Origin of the sequence: Streptomyces sp. NPDC052036 (genome assembly GCF_040680495.1) — a bacterium.
GTDB lineage: Bacteria > Actinomycetota > Actinomycetes > Streptomycetales > Streptomycetaceae > Streptomyces.
This window is the reverse complement of record NZ_JBFAWW010000001.1, coordinates 119332-135443: the sequence shown is the minus strand read 5'-3', so window position 1 is coordinate 135443 and position 16112 is coordinate 119332. Positions and strand designations below refer to the sequence as shown.

Below are 16112 nucleotides of genomic sequence, written 5' to 3'. Positions count from 1 at the left end.
GGGAGTGGCGGGATGCGGGGCGGTAAGGGGAGCCAGCTCAGCGCTGCTCCAGCAGTCGGTCTGTGGCTGCCTGTACGCGGGTCACGGCGCGCTGGACCGCCGCGACGACCGCGTCGATTTCCGCTGGCTGGCCGCCGGAGTTGATGGCCCGGGCTATCTGGTTGAGGTTGTTGCCGACTTGTCCGAGGTGCCGGCGTGCGGCGAACAGCTCGGCGATCAGCTCGCGGTGGCCGGCGATGGCGGCGGCGGTGCTGTCGAGGTCGTGAGCGGCGGCGAGCCCGCTGCGGGCGAGGAAGCCTGGCAAACTCGTACGGGTCGCGGTGGCGGCAGCGCAGAGCAGGGTCTTCTCGTCGCCGTTCAGGCGGACGCTGCAGACGTAATCACGCTTGTGCGAGGGCGGCTTGGGCGAGCGCTTGCGCGAGGTCTTCTTCGCGGCGCGCGGCTTGTGCAGTGAAGGCGTCTCCTCCGGCTGCGATCCGCCCTCGGTCGCTGTCTCACGGACCAGCACCCCCCGGTGCTGGTCCGCTCTCGCCACCCCCGGGGCGGGCTTGGCCAAGGCGCGCTTCCCCGACGGGGAAGAGTGTCTTGGCCGATAACTTGCTCGCCCCGAGACCGAGTTGGAGTTGGGAGCAGGTTCCGGGGCGGTGCCGGTCTGGGTGGGGTTCGTCATCAGGATTCGGGCCTCGTGGAGCGGGTGTGCTGTTGGATGCTCGCGGCCAGCGCGAGGACGTCGGCCGGTCCCGTAAGGACACGGACGGATCCTTATGAGTGGCCCTGGACGAGCCACTGGCCGGTAGGCGCGAGGACGGCGGCGTGCAGGAGTCTCCGGCGGACCAGGACGTCCGCCCAGGCGCTGGCCTCGACGACCGTGGCCTCGGATGAGCGAACAGGACGCGGAATCAAGGCGTGTCTCCTCAAGCGGGGCGGGTGGCCCGGCACGGAGTCGGGCCACCCTTTGCGATTAGGGGGCCTTGAGCGGGGTTTTGCCGGTTCAGCCGCACTCGGGGCAGCGACCGACGTGGCTGTTGAGCGCGCGGGCCATCCGCTGCTTCGTCGAGGCAGCCTGCTTCGCGCTGGACTTCGCCGCCGGCCTGCCCTCGTGCCGCTTTGAGTGGGCGAGCATGAAGCCGATCTCCCGCTCGTACTCCGCACGGACGGCGTCGAACTGGTGGCAGGTCTTCATCGGGCGGAGCTCCTTGTCGTCGTGGTGGCGTCACTCCGCAGTTCCTGGAGGACGAGGCTCAGCCGGTCGTTCCGGCCGCCCTTCAGGCCCTCACGGCGGAGAATCTCCCGCAGCTGGACCCGGGTGACGGACTCGTTGCCGTCCCGTTCGAGCAGGGCAGAGACGTGCGGACGGACCTGCTGGACGAGCTGGTCCACCGACTGCTCGAGCTCCCGCGGCGCGCGCTGCGTCTGCGGGCTGCGGGACCGGGCGCGCTTCCCCTTGGTCTTAGTCCGGGGCTTCGTGGCCGTCTTGCTCCGCAGAGGCACCGTGTGTCCCCGGTCCCCGGTGGGCTCGGTCCCCGTGTCGGTGTCGTTCGGTCCCCGGTCCCCGGTGGGCTCGGTCCCCGTGTCGGTGTCGTTCGGTCCCCGGTCCCCGGTGGGCTCGGTCCCCGACTCGGCGGCGTTCGGTCCTGGATGCGAATCAGGGCCTTGAGCAGCTACTTCTCGCGTAGTGCGGTCGGTCCCCACGCCTCCGGCGTCCCCCTGTGAGGCTTCCGGGTCGGTGGGACCGGTCCCCGGGACCCCACCTGTGGCTGGAACCTCGGTCCCCACCCTGGTCCCCGCGTTCTCGCCCCCGGTCCCCGTGCCATCCGACGCCTTAGAGTCCGCAATCCTGGGGACCGGTCCCCTCGGGGCGCTCGGTCCCCGGTCCCTGTACGACTCGTGGGGGCCGGGGGGATCGGTTGCGGGGACCGGCGCCGTCGAGGCCGGATGCGAGGGGACGGCGGCTGCCCTCGCGGTGATGTGCGCCGGGGACCAGGGCGAGGGAAGCGGGACCGTGGCGAGCGCGAGTGCGTGCCGGCGCGCGGCGAGCTGGTCGAGCAGCTGTGCGCGCTGGCGGGCGTCGGTCCCGACCGAGGCCCTGCCGACCGCCTTCGACAGGCGCCGCGTCAGCCGCCGGCCGCGTCGGCTCTGCTGCTGCTCGGGTGTGCGTTCGGCGAGGCGGACGGCGAGGGCGACTGCGCGGGCGGTGGCCCGGTCCCGAGTGATCTGTGCGGCGTCGCGGTCGCGTGCGGCGATCCCGAGGCGGGACAGCAGCCGCTCGCGTGCTTCCCGCCCCAGGACGGCGATCAGTCCGTGGGAGGCGGCACCCGGGGTGCGCAGGCGCAGCTCGATCCCCATCGCGAGGTGCCACAGCATCGCCGCCATGACCGGCCCGACGAAGGCCCTTACCGTGCCGCCGATAGGACCGCTCTCGGCATAGGCGGGGATCACCTGAACTGTGGTGATCACCCAGACCAGCGTGCCCGGCAGGCCGGGGGCGCCCTCGGTGGCCAGGTTCTGCCGTGCCATCAGCGCCGTCGCGAAGAGCGCCAGCTCGGCCGCGGCGAACATGCCGGCTCGCTCGGCGGCGCCGGCCATGTCGAGGTAGTCGGCGGCGAACCGCCAGCTCGTGTCCGCGGAGTAGCAAGTACAGCCGAGGGCGGCAAGGGCAGCGACCTTGACCGCCGGACCGCTGAGACGTTTCTGCGGGCGCGTGCTTCGGCGCCGGATCGTCCAGGCGGTCAGCACCAGCACGACGGCGGTGGGCACGACGGCGGCGAGGAGGAGAGGGAGGTCCGGAGCGGCGCTGAGGGACAGGAGGGGGTGGGTCATGCGGCCTTTCCGAGAGAGGCGTGCGCCGGAGTCGACGCTGCCGGGCGGGCTGCCGGCTGCTGTGTGCCGGGTGCGGCGGGTGCGGGGCCGCCTGCTGCTGGGGCGGTCTTCTTCCGCTTCTTCTTGGGCCGCGGCACGCCGTAGGTGCGGTCGCGGTCGAACACCTTGTTGGCCGCCTGCCGGAGCAGGTCACGGGCGTGCTTGTGGCTGATCTGCAGGGCGGTGGCGAGCCGGTCGGGCCGCCAGCCGCGTACGTAGGCGTGGTCGATGACGACCTGCCGCTCGGCCTCGGTCAGATGCACGTCACGTCCCAGGAAGAAGGACGTGACGCGTCGGTAGTCGAGGCGCTGGTGCAGTCCGTCGTGCCAGGGACGCCGCTCGGCCTCGGTGAGGCCACCCCAGATGCCCTCCTTGAGAACGTTTTCCAGGGCGAAGTTGAGGCAGTCGCTGCGTACCGGGCACCAGCCGCACAGCTCCTTCGCCTCGGCTATGGCTTCGTGGTCCCGCGGGAGCGGGAAGAAGACGGCGTCAGCGTCCTCGACGTCCATGCCGTGGCACGCTCCCTGGGTGTGCCAGTTGGTGTCTCCGATACTGCGCAGGCCGGTGGCCGGCGCGTCGTGGGTGGTGATGTGACGCAAGGGTGGTCTCCGATGTGCTGCCGCGTCGGCCGGCTGGGCGGGCGCTGGGCGCGGCGTCGGGTGCCGGCTACGGCGCGCGGGCGTGCGCCGCATCCGGGGCGGGACGGTGATGTTGGGGTGGCGGTGCGCCGGGAGGCACGCGCCGATGCGCCGGTCAGGCCAGGGCGGGCTGCTGGACCTGCTCGCTCTGCTGGGTCTGCTGGGCGGCGGCGAGGGCGACGCGGCCGGGGTGCGGGGTGGCGCGCGGGGCGGTCGTGCGTACGCCGTCGTCGGGGCCGATCCGGCGGCGACGACACGGCTCGCCGGGCTGGGCCAGGCACCACTCGCACTTGACGCTCAGGGCGTCGGGCAGTCCCTGCGCGACGGCGGCCTCGCGGGCTGCGCGGGCGGGCCGGTAGGGGGCGAGGGCGGCGCGGGCGGCGGGCGGTATGCAGGAGCCGATCTGCCGCAGCCTCGCCTCCAGCCTCGGGTCGATCCGGTCGCGACCGCTGGTGATGGCTCTGGCCTGGGCGGGCTGCGCGGTGCCGGCGGCGACGGCGCGGCGGGTGCCGACCAGCTCGGCGGTCCAGGCTGCTTGGTCGTCCGGGTCGGCGGACGGCGTGGGATCGGAGTGCCGGGCCAGGCGGTCGCGCCGGTAGCTCTCCCAGGGGCGGGCCACGTCCGCGGGCAGGATCTGGTACGGCGAGACTCGGATGTGCTGTCGGGCGGCGACGCAGGCGTCCCAGCCGAGCGGAGTGGCCATCGGCACGTCGCCGAGCAGCTCGTGCCACTGGGCGAGCTGGTCGCGTGCCTCGCCCTGGTCGGTGCGGATGGTGCGGGGGTCGAGTCGGCCGATGTAGGCCAGCAGGGCGGCGATTTCGCGGCGGTCCACGGCTACTGCTCCGTTCCGGTCGGCTCGTTCAGGGCGGCGAGGAGGGCGGCGGTGTGGGCCTCTGCCCGCGTCATGCCGCCGGGTTGGCCGGGACCCGTGCCGGGCACGGCGTAGAGGTTCGGGCGGCCAGGGGGGTGCTCCCGGGCGACCCAGGAGCGCCAGTCGGCAGCCCAGGCAGCCGCCGGCCTCGGCTTGAAGCCGGCCCGGTGGGCACGCCACTTCGCGTCGGCCGCCTGCAGGCCCTGCTCGCCCAGACGGTCGAGGTGCCCCTGCTCGCGGGCCCAGGTGTGGGTGGCTGGGTCGACCTGCCACTCGGCAGCTGAGAGGACGGCAGCACCACCACTGCTGTACCTCCGGTTCAAATCCGGTTCACTACGGTTCTGTGTGCCGGTTTCCGGTACATCGCTGTGCCGGTTCCCGGCACGTCGAGGTGCCGGTTTCCGTCCGGACCTGCCGGATTCCGGTACTGCCGGTTTCCGGACCCTCGCAGGGGATTCCGGCACCTCACGCGGGCGGATGTTGTAGCGCCGCAGGGCCGAGATCCGCAGCGCCGGGATGGCCTCGGTCCCCTCCGCCGACGCCTGGTCGGCGTCCTCGTCGTCCACGGTCTCTGCCACGGCCTTGGCGGCGAGGGGGAGGCGGTAGACGGTGCTGCGCTGCGGGCCGGTGAGGTCGTCAAGCTGCTCCAGCTCACCGGCGTCGACCAGACGGTCGATGGCCTCGCGGACCGTGGAGACGGAGGCGCGGGTGCGCTTGGCCAGGCTCGACAGCGAGGCCCAGGAGACGCACTGCTCGTCGCCCACTCGGTCAGCGATCGACAGCAGGACCAGACGCGCCGTCCCCCGGCTGGAGCTGTGCTCCCACACCCAGTCGCGGGCTTCGCTGCTCATCGGCCACTCCCGATGAGCGGGCGGGTCCGGCGGCTGGCCGGGGCCAGCATGGTGCGGTCCGGCTCGGGGCGCTGAGGCGCCGAGGCGGAGGTGGCTGCCGCGCAGGCCAGGCGGAAGGGCCTTTTGCGCAGGGCAGGAGGCATGCGATACTCCCCTTTGCAGTGTTGCCACGCTGACGCGCCGCTTGGAAGGACTCAGCGTGGTGATGGTGGGCAATCTCCCGTCCTTGCCGGGGCGGGTGTGCCACTTAGCGTTCGGCGTCCGTGAGTTACCGCTCTCGGGCGCCGTCGCTGTTTGTGGACCTTCGTGGTCCGGTCCGTCGTCGTGGTCTCCTCACGTCCGTCGCGGCAGGCGGGCTGCCCGGGGACGACGAACATACGCACGGACCCGTGTCAAGATCCAGACTTGGTTCTTAAACTCTGTACTGGTTGCAGAGAGTCACCGGGTGATCGTGTGCCGCAAGTGCCCGTACGGCGCGACCTGGGGCGCACCCCCGCGTCGAAGCGCACCGTTGCCGCGGTTGCCTCGAACGCCGAGAGCGTGTCACTGTGTCCGAATTGGAACGGGTGTCTGTTATTCCCTGCAGTGGAAATGCGAGGCGGATGGGGTGTTTCCACTGCCGCCTCCGCGCTTTCCGGTCGAAGATAAAATCCTGCGTGCCAGACGTGACCTATGTCGCTGGCTGAATGTGGCTTGTGCCACTCACCCGGCATACTCCTGCCGGTAGAAACGGACAGGCCGACCTGAAACAGGCGGTACGCGTCACACGGAAACGTGCTGGCGGGGAAGAACTTTCCATACAGTGGATCAGCTCGTCAACTCACGTTTATCGCGGGGTAGGGTGCTTGAAGTGACGACGAAGTCCACCCAGGAAAGGATCATGAAAGACTCGACCGAAGGCCAGGTGAGCCCCAAGGGGCTCATGGACCGCCTAAACCGCCTGTTCGACACAGTGCACCCGCCCGGCCGCGGCCCCTTCAGCAACGCCGAGGTGGCCGAACTCATGGAGAAGCGCGGGCTGGGCAAACTGTCGGCCCAGTACCTCTGGCTCCTGCGGACCGGGCAGCGCGATAACCCGACGAAGCGTCACCTCGAAGCGCTAGCAGGGTTTTTCGGCGTGGACCCCGCGTACTGGTTCGACGACGCCGTCGCCGAAAAGGCCGTGCAGGAACTTGAGTTGCTCGCACTGCTTCGCGACACGAAGATCAAAAACGTGCTCCTTCGCCTGTCCGACGTTTCCGCAGACGGAAAGGATGCCGTCCTGGGAATCGTCGAGAGCGTACGAAAGTCCGAGGGGTTGCCGCCCTCAACTGGCTCGTAAAACGGCCGCGTTCAGTAAGTGATCAAGGAAAAGCAATGTGGTCCGCACGTAGGCTGCGCCGGCCTGACCTCTTGGCCGAGCTGCAGCTCCCGCACGTCACCAATATCCGCGACCTCAGCGACGAGGTCTCACGCCGCACGGGACGGAAGGTGGTCCTGGAGGCCCGTGAGCAGGCGCCCTCCGTGTGCGGGGCATGCGCCGTCACGGAGAGTGCCTTCCACGTGTACTACGACCCGCGGACCAGCTCCCTGCACCAAGACCACATCATTGCCCACGAGTTCAGCCACCTGCTGCTCGGCCACCACAAGAACCGCCCGGCGTCCGCGCTCTCCTCAACGATCTTCACCAGCGTGGGCTCGGCCACCGTCGAGATGATGTTGGGCCGTACCAAGTACGACGAGGACGAGGAGCGGGACACCGAGCTCCTCGCCTCGTTGATCCAGCGCCGGATCATCGACCGGTGGCTGCGCAGCGACGAGTCCTCCGGAGACGAAGTGCAGGACCGGGTCACGCACACGCTGCTGCGCCGACGGGAGGCCCGGCCGTGAAGGACCTGCTCCACCCGATCAGCCTCGTCGTCGCCACGCTCGGCTTCCTCTGCTTGCTGCGGGACGTGCCGACCCGCCGCCGAGACCCCGCCTTCACCGCGCTGGCCGCCGTCTTCCTGCTGTCAGGGCTGTCGTTCCTGTTCTCCATCACACTGATGTGGCAGTACCTCGACCATGTCCTGGGCGTGGTGAACCTCTCCGTACCCCTGGCGATGGGGTGCGTGGTCGCGCTGCTCGCCTGCCAGCAGATCGTCCTCACCTACTGGGGATCACCCCCCGAAGTTGCCCGCAGGAGGGCACGGGAGTGGCTAGCCGCAGGCTTCGCTGTGATCGCAGGGCTGCTGGTGCTGTTCGCCATGCTGACGCCGAACGCGCCGCGACCGATCAACTTCACGCTGTACTACGCGCATGATGGCTGGTACGCCGCGTATCTCACCCTGTACGTCACGGCCTACACCATCGGTGAACTGTCCCTAGCCCGTGCCTGCTGGCGCCTGGCCCACCGCAGCACACGCGGGTCCGTCCGTATCGGCCTGCGCATCGTCGCCCTCGGCGCGACCGTCACTCTCGGATACAGCGCCGTGCGCATCGGGAACGTGATCGCCGGTGCCTTCAACGCGTCGCTCGCAGAGTGGGAGGGCTTCGCGTGGACCTGCGGCGATGTCGGCGCCATGCTCACGCTCATCGGCTGGCTAGTGCCCACCATCAACGATCAGGCTCAGAGCCTCCAGTACCGGATCAAGCAATACCGCAGCTACTACGGCCTACGCCCTCTGTGGCTGGCGTTCTACAGCGAGGCGCCCGAGATCGCACTGCCGATCGACCGAGTCGACCCGGCCCAGAGGCGCCGTTTCCGCAGCATCTCGATCCGGCTCTACCGCCGAGCAGTCGAGATCAGAGACGGACGGTTCGTGATCCGTCAGTACCTTGATGCCGCAGTCCGCGAAGCCAGCGAAGCCCGCCACCGGGCCCGAGGGCTTCACGGAGAAGAGCTGTCCGCGGCCGTCACCGCCGACCAGATCCTCGCCGGAATCGCCGCCCGGGCAGCCGGTACCCGCCCGGAGACCGACCAGCTCACCGAGTTCGCCGACTCCGAACGCCAGACCAGCAGGCCCATGGACGACATCGAAGCTCTCCTCGACGTCGCGCGCCACCTGCCCCGCCAGCCCGCACGAGCCCCCCACCTTGAGCAGGTCTCTGCATGACGACCGACCTCACCCACCAGCCCGCCCACGTCCAGCTCCAGGCCCTGGATCGCCGCGAGATCTCCAGCCGCGAACTGCTCGACCTCCACCTGGCGCAGATCGACGCCAGCCAGATCAACGCTGTCGTCACCCGCGACGACAGCGCTGCCCGAGCCGTCGCACACGCGGCCGACGAACGCCGCGCCCGCAACGAGAGCACCGGCATCCTCGACGGCCTTCCCCTCACGATCAAGGACAGCTTTGAGACGGCCGGCCTGCGCACCACCAGCGGTGCCGAAGACCTCGCCGATCACGTTCCCGCACGCGACGCCGACGCCGTCGCCCGGCTCCGCCACCAAGGCGCCGTCATCATGGGCAAGACCAATACCCCGGCGTACTGCCAAGACCTGCACACCGACAACGTCCTGTTCGGTCCCACGCTTAACCCGCATGACCCCAAGCGCACTACCGGCGGCTCCTCCGGCGGCCCCGCCGCAGCAGTCGCCGCCCGTCTGACCCCCGCAGACCTCGGCAGCGACCTCGCCGGCTCCCTGCGGCTCCCCGCCCACTACTGCGGTGTCTACGGCCTGCGCCCCACGCAGGGACTCATCCCAGCCCGCGGCCACGTCCCTCGCCCGCCGGGGTGGATCACCAGCAGCGACATGGTCACCGCCGGCCCCCTGGCCCGCCACCCCCGAGACCTCGACCTGCTCCTCGCCGCACTGACGACACCGTCACCCGACGAGAACAACCCCTGGAGCGTCACGCTGCCCACAGTGCAACGCCCAATCGGCCAGCTCCGCGTGGCAGTGTGGACCGACGACGCGAGCTGCCTAGTCGACCGCGACACCGCTGATGCTCTCGCCACCGTCGAACGGACGCTGACCTCCGCCGGCGCGAGTGTCCGCCACACCACGGGGCCGGTCGGCTTCGCTGACTCTCTGCGCCTCTTCGAGCAACTCCTTTACGCCACCACGACCGCAGCCACCGACGACGACGCCGGCGCCGCCGAACTCGCCGCTGCCCGTGACCTGCACACGGACGATGCGAGCCCTCGAGCCGCCTTCCTCCGCCACCGAACGCAGACACACCGTGTCTGGCTCCGCGCCAACGAGGAGCGCCTCCGGCTCCGGCAGACGTGGCACCGGTTCTTCGCCGACGCCCAGCACGATGTCCTCATTACGCCCGCCGCTCCTACTGCGGCGATCCCAGCCGGGAGCCGCTCTCTCATGGTCGACGGCGTCGAACGGAGCTTCTTCGACCAGACCGGCTGGGCCAACCTGACCAGCCACGTCGGTCTGCCCAGCCTGGTCATGCCTGCTGCGCGTAGCGCCGATGGCCTCCCGATCGGTGTGCAGCTGGTAGGACCGGCCTATTCGGAGCGGTCCTTGCTCGTGATGGCCGAGCACCTGGCGCCTCTGCTCGGCGGGACGGCCGGGGGCGTCATCGGATCATGGAGCGGATGACCTCTGCGTCGCCGTTGTAGGCGATGACGGCACCTTCATCGTCGGTAGGCGGTTCGAACCGAGCGAAGAAGTCGTCCAAGGCTTCGGGAGTCACGTTCAAGGCATTGGCGTCCTTGCGCTGATTGCGCGCGGCGAGGCGCCGCAGGAGCTCCTCCCTGGAGGCTGGCAGGTAGACGAGCAGCGGGAATCCGCCCGCGGCCTGGACTGTCTTCTTCCATTCCTCGCGATCGGAACGACGCCACAGGCCGTGATCGAGGACGACGGCACGGCCCGCGCGCAGGTGCTCCGTGAGCTGCGCACGTACGGTCTCGACCGCAGGAGCCTCGCGCTCGAAATACCCGTGCTCGGGGTAGTCGACCCCATACCGGCCGTGGAGGCGGTGGACCTCCTCGTCAACGCTGAGGCGAACAAGGCCCATCGCGGCGAGGGCCTGTGCAAGGTGCGTCTTGCCGGAGCCGGTGATTCCGATGAGCAGGACGGCGGTCGGCTTGCTCACGATGTCGCGCTCCCTCGCGGTACTGCTGGTAGCTGCTGCTTACGTGCGGTCGCATGGTCCGTAGACGGCGGCTGCCTGGCCGGCGTGGAGGGCCCAGTATCGGTCTCCGTAGCTGAAATGCCACCACTCCGTTGGATAGTTCACAAAACCGGCGGCTGACATGACGCGGCAGAGCGTGTCGCGATGGGCCCGGGCGGCGCCGCTGATCGAGTTCGCGTGGGTGTAACAGGCGCCGTCGCTTTCCTCTGGGGAGGCGTTCATCCTCGTCCCCATGTCCACCTCCTGGCCGTCCGGGGCGGCGAGGGTCAGGTCCACGGCCGCGCCGGCGCTGTGCGGCGCGATCTCCGGTGGGGAGACGTAGCGGCTTGCGGCCTCGTGGACGCGGCTGTCGCTCCAGTCGGGGTTTCCGCGACGCAGCTTGGTCGCGTACTCCTCGAAGTACGCCCGCTGGAGCGCCGGAGGCCGGTACCCCTCGACGACGAGCAGGCGGAACTCAGTGGGGAGCAGTCGCTGGGCGTGTTCCAAGCGCTCGATGAGCCCGTGCCGCAGGTGCGCGAAGTGGCCGCCGGGGTCCTGCTTGCGTTGATCGACGAGAAACAGGCCGGACGCCCGTGTGTCGATGAGTTCCTCGCCGCATTCCTGGACAGGGATGGCGGCGACCCGAGGGTCGGACATCAGCACGATCTTCAACTACGTCTCCTTCGACGCTAATAGAGGAGCGGCGCGACAGGTGTACGTCGGTGTCGGCGGTCAGGCCAGGCCGTCGCCAGGCGTGGCCGCTGGTCCGGATGCGAAATGCGTGAAGTGCGCTGGCGAGTGGTCGATGGCCAGGTCGGGCCGCCATGCGGTGAGGATCTGGGCGCTGCACACGAACAGGCCGTCGGGCAGCTGATCGAGCGGGTGCCAAGCCCAGTCGCCGACGCTTTCGTCCGGCTGCGTGGTCGGCTGCCCCTGCCAGGCGTGGACGAGTGCGCCGACGGTGACCCGCAGGACACCTTCGACGTGGTCGACCAGCGTGCCCAGGAGCTGGACGTCGCCGGTCCGAGCGACCAGACCGGTTTCCTCGCCGAGTTCTCGGATCACCGCGTCCTCGAAGGATTCCCCGGCCTCCACACTCCCACCGGGCAGTTCGAGGGTGCCGCGTCGGTGTCGGCCCAGCAGAATGCCCTGTTCGCTCAGCAGGATCGCTCCGACGCCGACGGCTGCGTGGGCTGCTGGCGCTCGGGTGCTGCGGGGCCGGCTGGAGACTCGCGCCGGCCGGTCGGGAAGGCGCCGGGCGTGGATGAGCTGCTGGATAACCGTGGCGCCCTCGTCGGGGTGAGGCAGCAGGTCGATGGCCTCGACGCGGAAGCCGTACTCGGTGAGCAGGTCCTCCCAAAGCTGCGGTGACAGGACCCACATCTGCGTCGGCAGGGGCGGATCGTCGCGCAGCAGGATCATCTGCTCGCGCGGCGCCACCTCCGTGGACGGGCCGCGGCCGTGCAAGTCGGTGTGGAGGAGCGAGAGGATCAGAGGGGCACCGGGGCGCAGTCCGTCGCGCAGCGCGGGCAGGGAGCGGTGCGGATCGATGAACCCGAGCGTCCCGATCGCGTATGCGGCGTCGAACGGCGCGGTGCCAGCCAGGTACTCGGCCACGTCTCCTTGGACGAACTCCACGCCCTCCACGTTCGTGTGGGCGGAGATGGCGCGTTCGTGCTGGGTCGGGGACAGCTCGATTCCGGTGACGCGGGCTCCGTGCGCCTGGGCGAGATGGACGGCGTGGTGGCCAGCTCCCGAACCGATGTCCAGGACGCGGCGGCCGGTGACGTCACCGAGGACTTCTGCTCCCGGTCCGACCCCTTCCCAAGGCGTCCAGGTGAGCTGGTCGGGGACGGGCGGGGTGTAGGCGCGAGCCAGTTGTCGCTGCCCATACATATGCCAGGCCCATGCGTTGGTGTCCTCGGCGGCCACGATTGCCTCCTGGGTGGGTGCGCAGGGGATCAGGTGTGCGTGGTGAGGTAGGCGGGGCCTTCGCCACGACGGGCCTGTTCGATGGCGTCGAGGCGGGCGAAGGCGCGCGGCGCCATCAGTCCCTGCCAGGTGGCGAGGTCGTGCACGGCCCACATGTCGTGCTCGGCGGGATCGAGCCGGATCCGACCGAGCTGCTCTGCGGTTAGCCGCCCTCCGTCGAAGATGAGCCCTACCTTGTTCAGCGGCAGGCGGGGCCCGGCGTGCAGGAAGTGCGTGAGGAGAAGCTTCGGCGTATCCAGGCCCAGTTCGAGGCCGGTCTCTTCGACTGCTTCGCGGCGAGCGGTTTGCAGCGGGTCCTCTCCTTGGGCGTCCAGGTTGCCGCCCGGGAACTGCCAGAGGCGCGAGCCGTAGACCGAGCGCAGTTGAACCGGCCGGTCGTGTTCGTCGCGGATGTACAGGCAGCCGTACACCGTGTGGTGGGGGACGGTGTGCGCGTACTGCGCGGGCGTCATCGGCATCGGTCGGCCTGGCCGTGCGGGGCGGTGGTCGAATGCGAAGGCGAGGACGCCGAGGCCCTCCTTGGCTGGCGCGTAGATGCTTCGCAGGTTGGCGAGCAGTTCTCCGGGCGGCCCGTTCGGGTCGATGCGCGCGGGGTCCTCTGAACTGAGCAGATCCTCGAAGGAGGGGTACGGGGTGATCCGCTGCACGATGACGTCGAGCTCCCGGCCGGTGTCGCGGTCGTGGAAGACGACCGTGTCGCCGACGGCAACGGCGCGCTTCCGCGGGGTGGCCACCCTCACTTCGATCGTCTTGCGGCCTGCTTCCACTAGGCGGTAGTACCGCGGGAGCAGGCGCATGTGGTGCTCTTGCCGCTCCTCTCTGGCCGCCGGACTCAGGACGGCTGGGATCGCCTGTTGGGTGTCGTCAGGCACACATGCCTCCGATAGATGCGGTGTGGTTCGTTGCGTTCAGCGGCCCATGGAAGGTGAACGGGGGTTGCTCCGTGACGGAATCTTCAGGGTGGACCATGTCCCGCCCCCTGCTCCGTCGGCCCGTCACACCCGGCTGCTCTCGCGGGCCGCGGAGGTGTCCGACCAGCTGGCGATGTAGCCCACTGCTTGTTTCGGCGAGCTGCCGCACTTCCTCGGGCGGGAGGTCCGGGTGCATGGAAGCGGCCATGTTCACACCCAGCCCGTTTCGGAGTAGGAGCGGTCGGCCCGGATGCCCTCGATGGCGACCCTGGTATAGGGGACGAGGTCCTCGGGGAGGGCGGCCGGATCCCAGAACTTCCACTGGGTGCACTTGGACGGCTCGCGTAGTTCCGGCTCGCCGCCCCAGGTCCGAGCGCGGAAGAACAGGCCCATGCGGGGCCGGCCCCCGGCCCGGTCGATGTGGTGGACGACGTGGACGAGTTCGACGTCCTGTCGTTCGATGCGCAGACCGGCCTCCTCCCATGCCTCTCTGATCAGGCAGGTAATGGCGCTCTCCTGCTCGCAGTGGCCGGCCAGGACGTGCCAGGTGGAAGGCGCGAAGTTGGAGTCGGGGTGGCGCAGCCCGAGCAGCACCGTCCCGTCAGGCCGTTCCAGGTAGAGGTGAACGCCGATGATGTTGGGAACCGTGCCGTGCGGAGCGGCCGGGCGGCGCCCCTCGTGCGATGCGGGCCCGCTCTGCGACACGGTGCGGGATGCGCCGGCCGGGCGGCTGGCGGCGTGGCGCCGTACGAGGGCGCTGGTGGTGTCTGCGATGCGGAGGCGGTGGAGGTCGTCGGGGGCGAACCAGGCCAGCATCACCCCTTCCGTCAGGTGGAGTTCGCGGGGGTCACCGTTCCAGCGGCCGGCGTAGATGGCGATGGGTACGGTCCCGCAGGCGTCGTCGGTTGCTTCCTCGATGCCGAACGGGGTCAGGTCGGCGATGTGGAGGCCGGCTTCCTCGGCCAGTTCGCGCCGCACAGTGTGCTCCAGGGTGGCGTCCTGGGGCTCTCGGCCGCCACCCAGCAGTGACCACATCCCCGGCTCCCAGATCCGGCCGGGGAAGTAGTCGCGCAGGTGGAGCAGGTACTCGCCACGGTCGTTGTAGATCAGGGCCGAGGCGTTGGCGGTCCCCGGTCCGGTTCCGGGCGGGAGCTTGAGCAGCTTCTGGCGCAGGGAGGGGGAGGCCACCCTGTGCGCGGGACGCCATTCGATGCCGCCGACCTCTTCTTCCTGCAGTACCAGCGGCACCTCTGCCGCGGTCTGCAGGCGGAAGAGGAACCGGAGGTCGAAGTGCCGGTGGCCGGGTTCCCCCTTGCCCGGGTGGGCGTCGATGTCGTGTATGTCGATGTCGAACGGGACAGTCTCGTAGCCGGGCCACGGTGCCACGGCCTGGGGCGGGATCCCGGTCTCCTCGTGCAGCTCCCGAAGAGCCGCCCCTGCCAGGGACTCGTCCTCGGGCTCGGTGTGTCCGCCGGGAGCGAGGACTTTGCCGCTCGCCAGGTCCAGCACGTGCAGGACGCGGCCGAGCGGATCGACGACGATCGCGCCGCAGGTGACGTGTCCGGTGAAGGTGGAGCGGCTGGCGATATCGGTGGGACGGTCGAGGGCGCCCAGGAGGCCGCTGAGCTGCGCGCGCTCGTGAGGGTGGCGAGCGAGGTAGGTCTCGACGGTGGTGCGGATGTGGTCGGGTGACAGCGGCATTCGGCTACCTCAGAGGAGCGTGAAGCGGGACAGATGGAGGCGGGGTAGTCGTTCGTGTCAGCTCAGCCGCATCCCCTCAGCAGGGATCTCCTCGATGGCAGCGGGCCGAGCGGCAGGCAGACCCCACCGCTCCCAGGCCGTCTCAGCGGCAAGCAGGGCTTGCCGCGCTCCGGGCGGCCCCCATCCGAGCAGGGCGGCTGCTTGGGCGGGGGAGGCGAGCAGGCGGGCGAAGGGGTGGCCGGTGGCAGGGTCGACGGCCGCCGGTCCGACGGCGGTGACCCGGGCGGCCAAGCGGAGCCGGGCGTTGGGCCCCACCCCGCCGTAGACCTCACCGGTTTCGTCCAGCACCCAGCCCAGTCGCACCGGGTCAGTCAGAGCGAGTTGCCCTTCCTCGGCGGCTTCCCGGTGGAGGGTGTCCTCGGGAGTCGCGTCGGTCTTCTCAACCGTGCCGCCGGGCAGCATCGGCAGCGCGCCTTGCGGGCCGGGGTCGGCCAAGAGGACGACCCGGCCGTCGGGGACGAAGCACCACGCCCAGGCTTGCTGCACGGGGAGCCGTTCGGGGACGGGGTCGCGGTTGAAGGGGCTCTCCCACAGAGGCCGGTAGCGAACGTGCACGTCATGGCGGTCCAGTACCGGGACGTCGAGGATGTGCCGGCCGTCCGCGAGGTGAGCGGTGGCTGTGTTCCCGAGCCGTGCACGGTAGGCGGCGAGCATGATCTGCCCGTCCACGGGGCGCAGCCGCTGCACCGCGTCCCGGGTCTCCAGGAAGGCGTACTCGGACAGCTCCTCGCGCGGGAGGCGGATGGCCTCCGCCTGGTCAGGAGTGAGCGTTCCGCCATCGAAAACGAACCGGATCTCTCCGGGGAAACGCGTGCTGTGCTGGCTGTCCGGGTGGTGCGGGGAGAGGGAGTGGACGGCGAGCACGCCCGACAGGGGCAGGCTTGTCAGGCCGAGTTCCTCGGTGATCTCGCGCCGGCAGGCGACGTGCGGGTGTTCGCCGGGTTCGACGACTCCTCCGGGCAGCAGCCACCGGTCGTCCTCGCGGTAGGTGGGGTGAACGAGCAGGACGCGGCCGACTTGGTCAGTGACGAGCGCGGCGGCGCCGACCCACACCGTGTGCCGGGGGACGGCGTGCTGCCCTGCGGACAGGGCGGCACGCGGTGCGACATCATCCGAACCTGAAACGGGAGTGGTCACTTGGCGGTGCCTTCCTTATCGGTGGGGCGGGCATGGGTTCGGCACGGGCCGGGAGCGGT

The 16112-nt window shown here is 70.1% G+C and carries 17 protein-coding genes; 4 read left to right on the top strand and 13 right to left on the bottom strand.

Annotated elements, in window-relative coordinates; genetic code table 11:
- Window positions 1-37: 37 nt before the first annotated feature.
- The 7 genes from mobC to AB0L95_RS00585 form a co-directional block, all read right to left on the bottom strand.
- Window positions 38-556 (bottom strand): plasmid mobilization relaxosome protein MobC, encoded by a 519-nt coding sequence (gene mobC / locus AB0L95_RS00615; protein ID WP_234377038.1) that lies wholly within the window; start codon window positions 554-556, stop codon window positions 38-40.
- 206 nt (window positions 557-762) lie between these two features.
- Window positions 763-903: a hypothetical protein gene (locus AB0L95_RS00610; RefSeq protein ID WP_234377039.1), complete on the bottom strand. Its 141-nt coding sequence runs from the start codon at window positions 901-903 to the stop codon at window positions 763-765.
- A gap of 88 nt (window positions 904-991) precedes the next feature.
- Window positions 992-1183: a hypothetical protein gene (locus AB0L95_RS00605; RefSeq protein WP_073946777.1), complete on the bottom strand. Its 192-nt coding sequence runs from the start codon at window positions 1181-1183 to the stop codon at window positions 992-994.
- Complete coding sequence (locus tag AB0L95_RS00600; protein ID WP_365154742.1) at window positions 1180-2820, bottom strand: hypothetical protein; 1641 nt, start codon at window positions 2818-2820, stop codon at window positions 1180-1182. Before AB0L95_RS00600 ends, AB0L95_RS00605 begins: the two co-directional genes overlap by 4 nt.
- Entirely contained in the window at window positions 2817-3458 is a 642-nt protein-coding gene (locus AB0L95_RS00595) for a WhiB family transcriptional regulator (RefSeq protein ID WP_365154739.1), read from the bottom strand. Before AB0L95_RS00595 ends, AB0L95_RS00600 begins: the two co-directional genes overlap by 4 nt.
- Before the next feature lie 154 nt (window positions 3459-3612).
- A complete protein-coding gene (locus AB0L95_RS00590; protein ID WP_365154736.1) occupies window positions 3613-4329 on the bottom strand; it encodes a hypothetical protein in 717 nt (238 codons plus the stop codon).
- A gap of 2 nt (window positions 4330-4331) precedes the next feature.
- The gene (locus AB0L95_RS00585; protein WP_365154733.1) at window positions 4332-5219 is read right to left on the bottom strand and encodes a helix-turn-helix domain-containing protein; all 888 of its coding nucleotides are present in this window, start codon (window positions 5217-5219) and stop codon (window positions 4332-4334) included.
- Window positions 5220-6069: 850 nt separating this feature from the next.
- On the opposite strand from AB0L95_RS00585, the gene AB0L95_RS00580 reads away from it, so the two are divergent.
- From AB0L95_RS00580 to AB0L95_RS00565, 4 genes are read left to right on the top strand one after another with little or no spacing between them, the layout of a single operon-like run.
- Window positions 6070-6540: an XRE family transcriptional regulator gene (locus tag AB0L95_RS00580; RefSeq protein ID WP_365154730.1), complete on the top strand. Its 471-nt coding sequence runs from the start codon at window positions 6070-6072 to the stop codon at window positions 6538-6540.
- Between the two features lie 35 nt (window positions 6541-6575).
- A complete protein-coding gene (locus tag AB0L95_RS00575; RefSeq protein ID WP_245765974.1) occupies window positions 6576-7088 on the top strand; it encodes a hypothetical protein in 513 nt (170 codons plus the stop codon).
- Entirely contained in the window at window positions 7085-8293 is a 1209-nt protein-coding gene (locus tag AB0L95_RS00570) for an MAB_1171c family putative transporter (protein WP_365154727.1), read from the top strand. The genes AB0L95_RS00575 and AB0L95_RS00570 overlap by 4 nt, the downstream gene beginning before the upstream one ends.
- Complete coding sequence (locus AB0L95_RS00565; RefSeq protein WP_365154724.1) at window positions 8290-9738, top strand: amidase family protein; 1449 nt, start codon at window positions 8290-8292, stop codon at window positions 9736-9738. The genes AB0L95_RS00570 and AB0L95_RS00565 overlap by 4 nt, the downstream gene beginning before the upstream one ends.
- Here AB0L95_RS00565 and AB0L95_RS00560 read toward each other — a convergent pair.
- The 6 genes from AB0L95_RS00560 to AB0L95_RS00535 form a co-directional block, all read right to left on the bottom strand.
- A complete protein-coding gene (locus AB0L95_RS00560; RefSeq protein WP_365154721.1) occupies window positions 9716-10234 on the bottom strand; it encodes an ATP-binding protein in 519 nt (172 codons plus the stop codon). The genes AB0L95_RS00565 and AB0L95_RS00560 overlap by 23 nt on opposite strands.
- Before the next feature lie 39 nt (window positions 10235-10273).
- Window positions 10274-10909 (bottom strand): M15 family metallopeptidase, encoded by a 636-nt coding sequence (locus tag AB0L95_RS00555; protein ID WP_365156429.1) that lies wholly within the window; start codon window positions 10907-10909, stop codon window positions 10274-10276.
- A 75-nt stretch (window positions 10910-10984) separates the two neighbouring features.
- On the bottom strand, window positions 10985-12184 hold the full coding sequence (locus AB0L95_RS00550) for a bifunctional class I SAM-dependent methyltransferase/NUDIX hydrolase (protein WP_365154718.1): 1200 nt from the start codon (window positions 12182-12184) through the stop codon (window positions 10985-10987).
- A 29-nt stretch (window positions 12185-12213) separates the two neighbouring features.
- Entirely contained in the window at window positions 12214-13041 is an 828-nt protein-coding gene (locus AB0L95_RS00545) for an NUDIX domain-containing protein (protein ID WP_365154716.1), read from the bottom strand.
- Window positions 13042-13365: 324 nt separating this feature from the next.
- Window positions 13366-14856, bottom strand: a complete 1491-nt coding sequence (locus AB0L95_RS00540; protein ID WP_365154713.1) for an NUDIX domain-containing protein — start codon at window positions 14854-14856, stop codon at window positions 13366-13368.
- Window positions 14857-14913: 57 nt separating this feature from the next.
- Window positions 14914-16053, bottom strand: a complete 1140-nt coding sequence (locus AB0L95_RS00535; RefSeq protein WP_365154710.1) for an NUDIX hydrolase — start codon at window positions 16051-16053, stop codon at window positions 14914-14916.
- Window positions 16054-16112 lie beyond the last annotated feature (59 nt).

Excerpts from the sequence above, each read along its gene's own strand:
- AB0L95_RS00605 (WP_073946777.1), bottom strand. The coding sequence starts at position 1,183 with ATGAAGACCTGCCACCAGTTCGACGCCGTCCGTGCGGAGTACGAGCGG.
- AB0L95_RS00600 (WP_365154742.1), bottom strand. The coding sequence starts at position 2,820 with ATGACCCACCCCCTCCTGTCCCTCAGCGCCGCTCCGGACCTCCCTCTC.
- AB0L95_RS00585 (WP_365154733.1), bottom strand. The coding sequence starts at position 5,219 with ATGAGCAGCGAAGCCCGCGACTGGGTGTGGGAGCACAGCTCCAGCCGG.
- AB0L95_RS00575 (WP_245765974.1), top strand. The coding sequence starts at position 6,576 with ATGTGGTCCGCACGTAGGCTGCGCCGGCCTGACCTCTTGGCCGAGCTG.
- AB0L95_RS00565 (WP_365154724.1), top strand. The coding sequence starts at position 8,290 with ATGACGACCGACCTCACCCACCAGCCCGCCCACGTCCAGCTCCAGGCC.
- AB0L95_RS00555 (WP_365156429.1), bottom strand. The coding sequence starts at position 10,909 with ATGTCCGACCCTCGGGTCGCCGCCATCCCTGTCCAGGAATGCGGCGAG.
- AB0L95_RS00545 (WP_365154716.1), bottom strand. The coding sequence starts at position 13,041 with ATGCGCCTGCTCCCGCGGTACTACCGCCTAGTGGAAGCAGGCCGCAAG.
- AB0L95_RS00540 (WP_365154713.1), bottom strand. The coding sequence starts at position 14,856 with ATGCCGCTGTCACCCGACCACATCCGCACCACCGTCGAGACCTACCTC.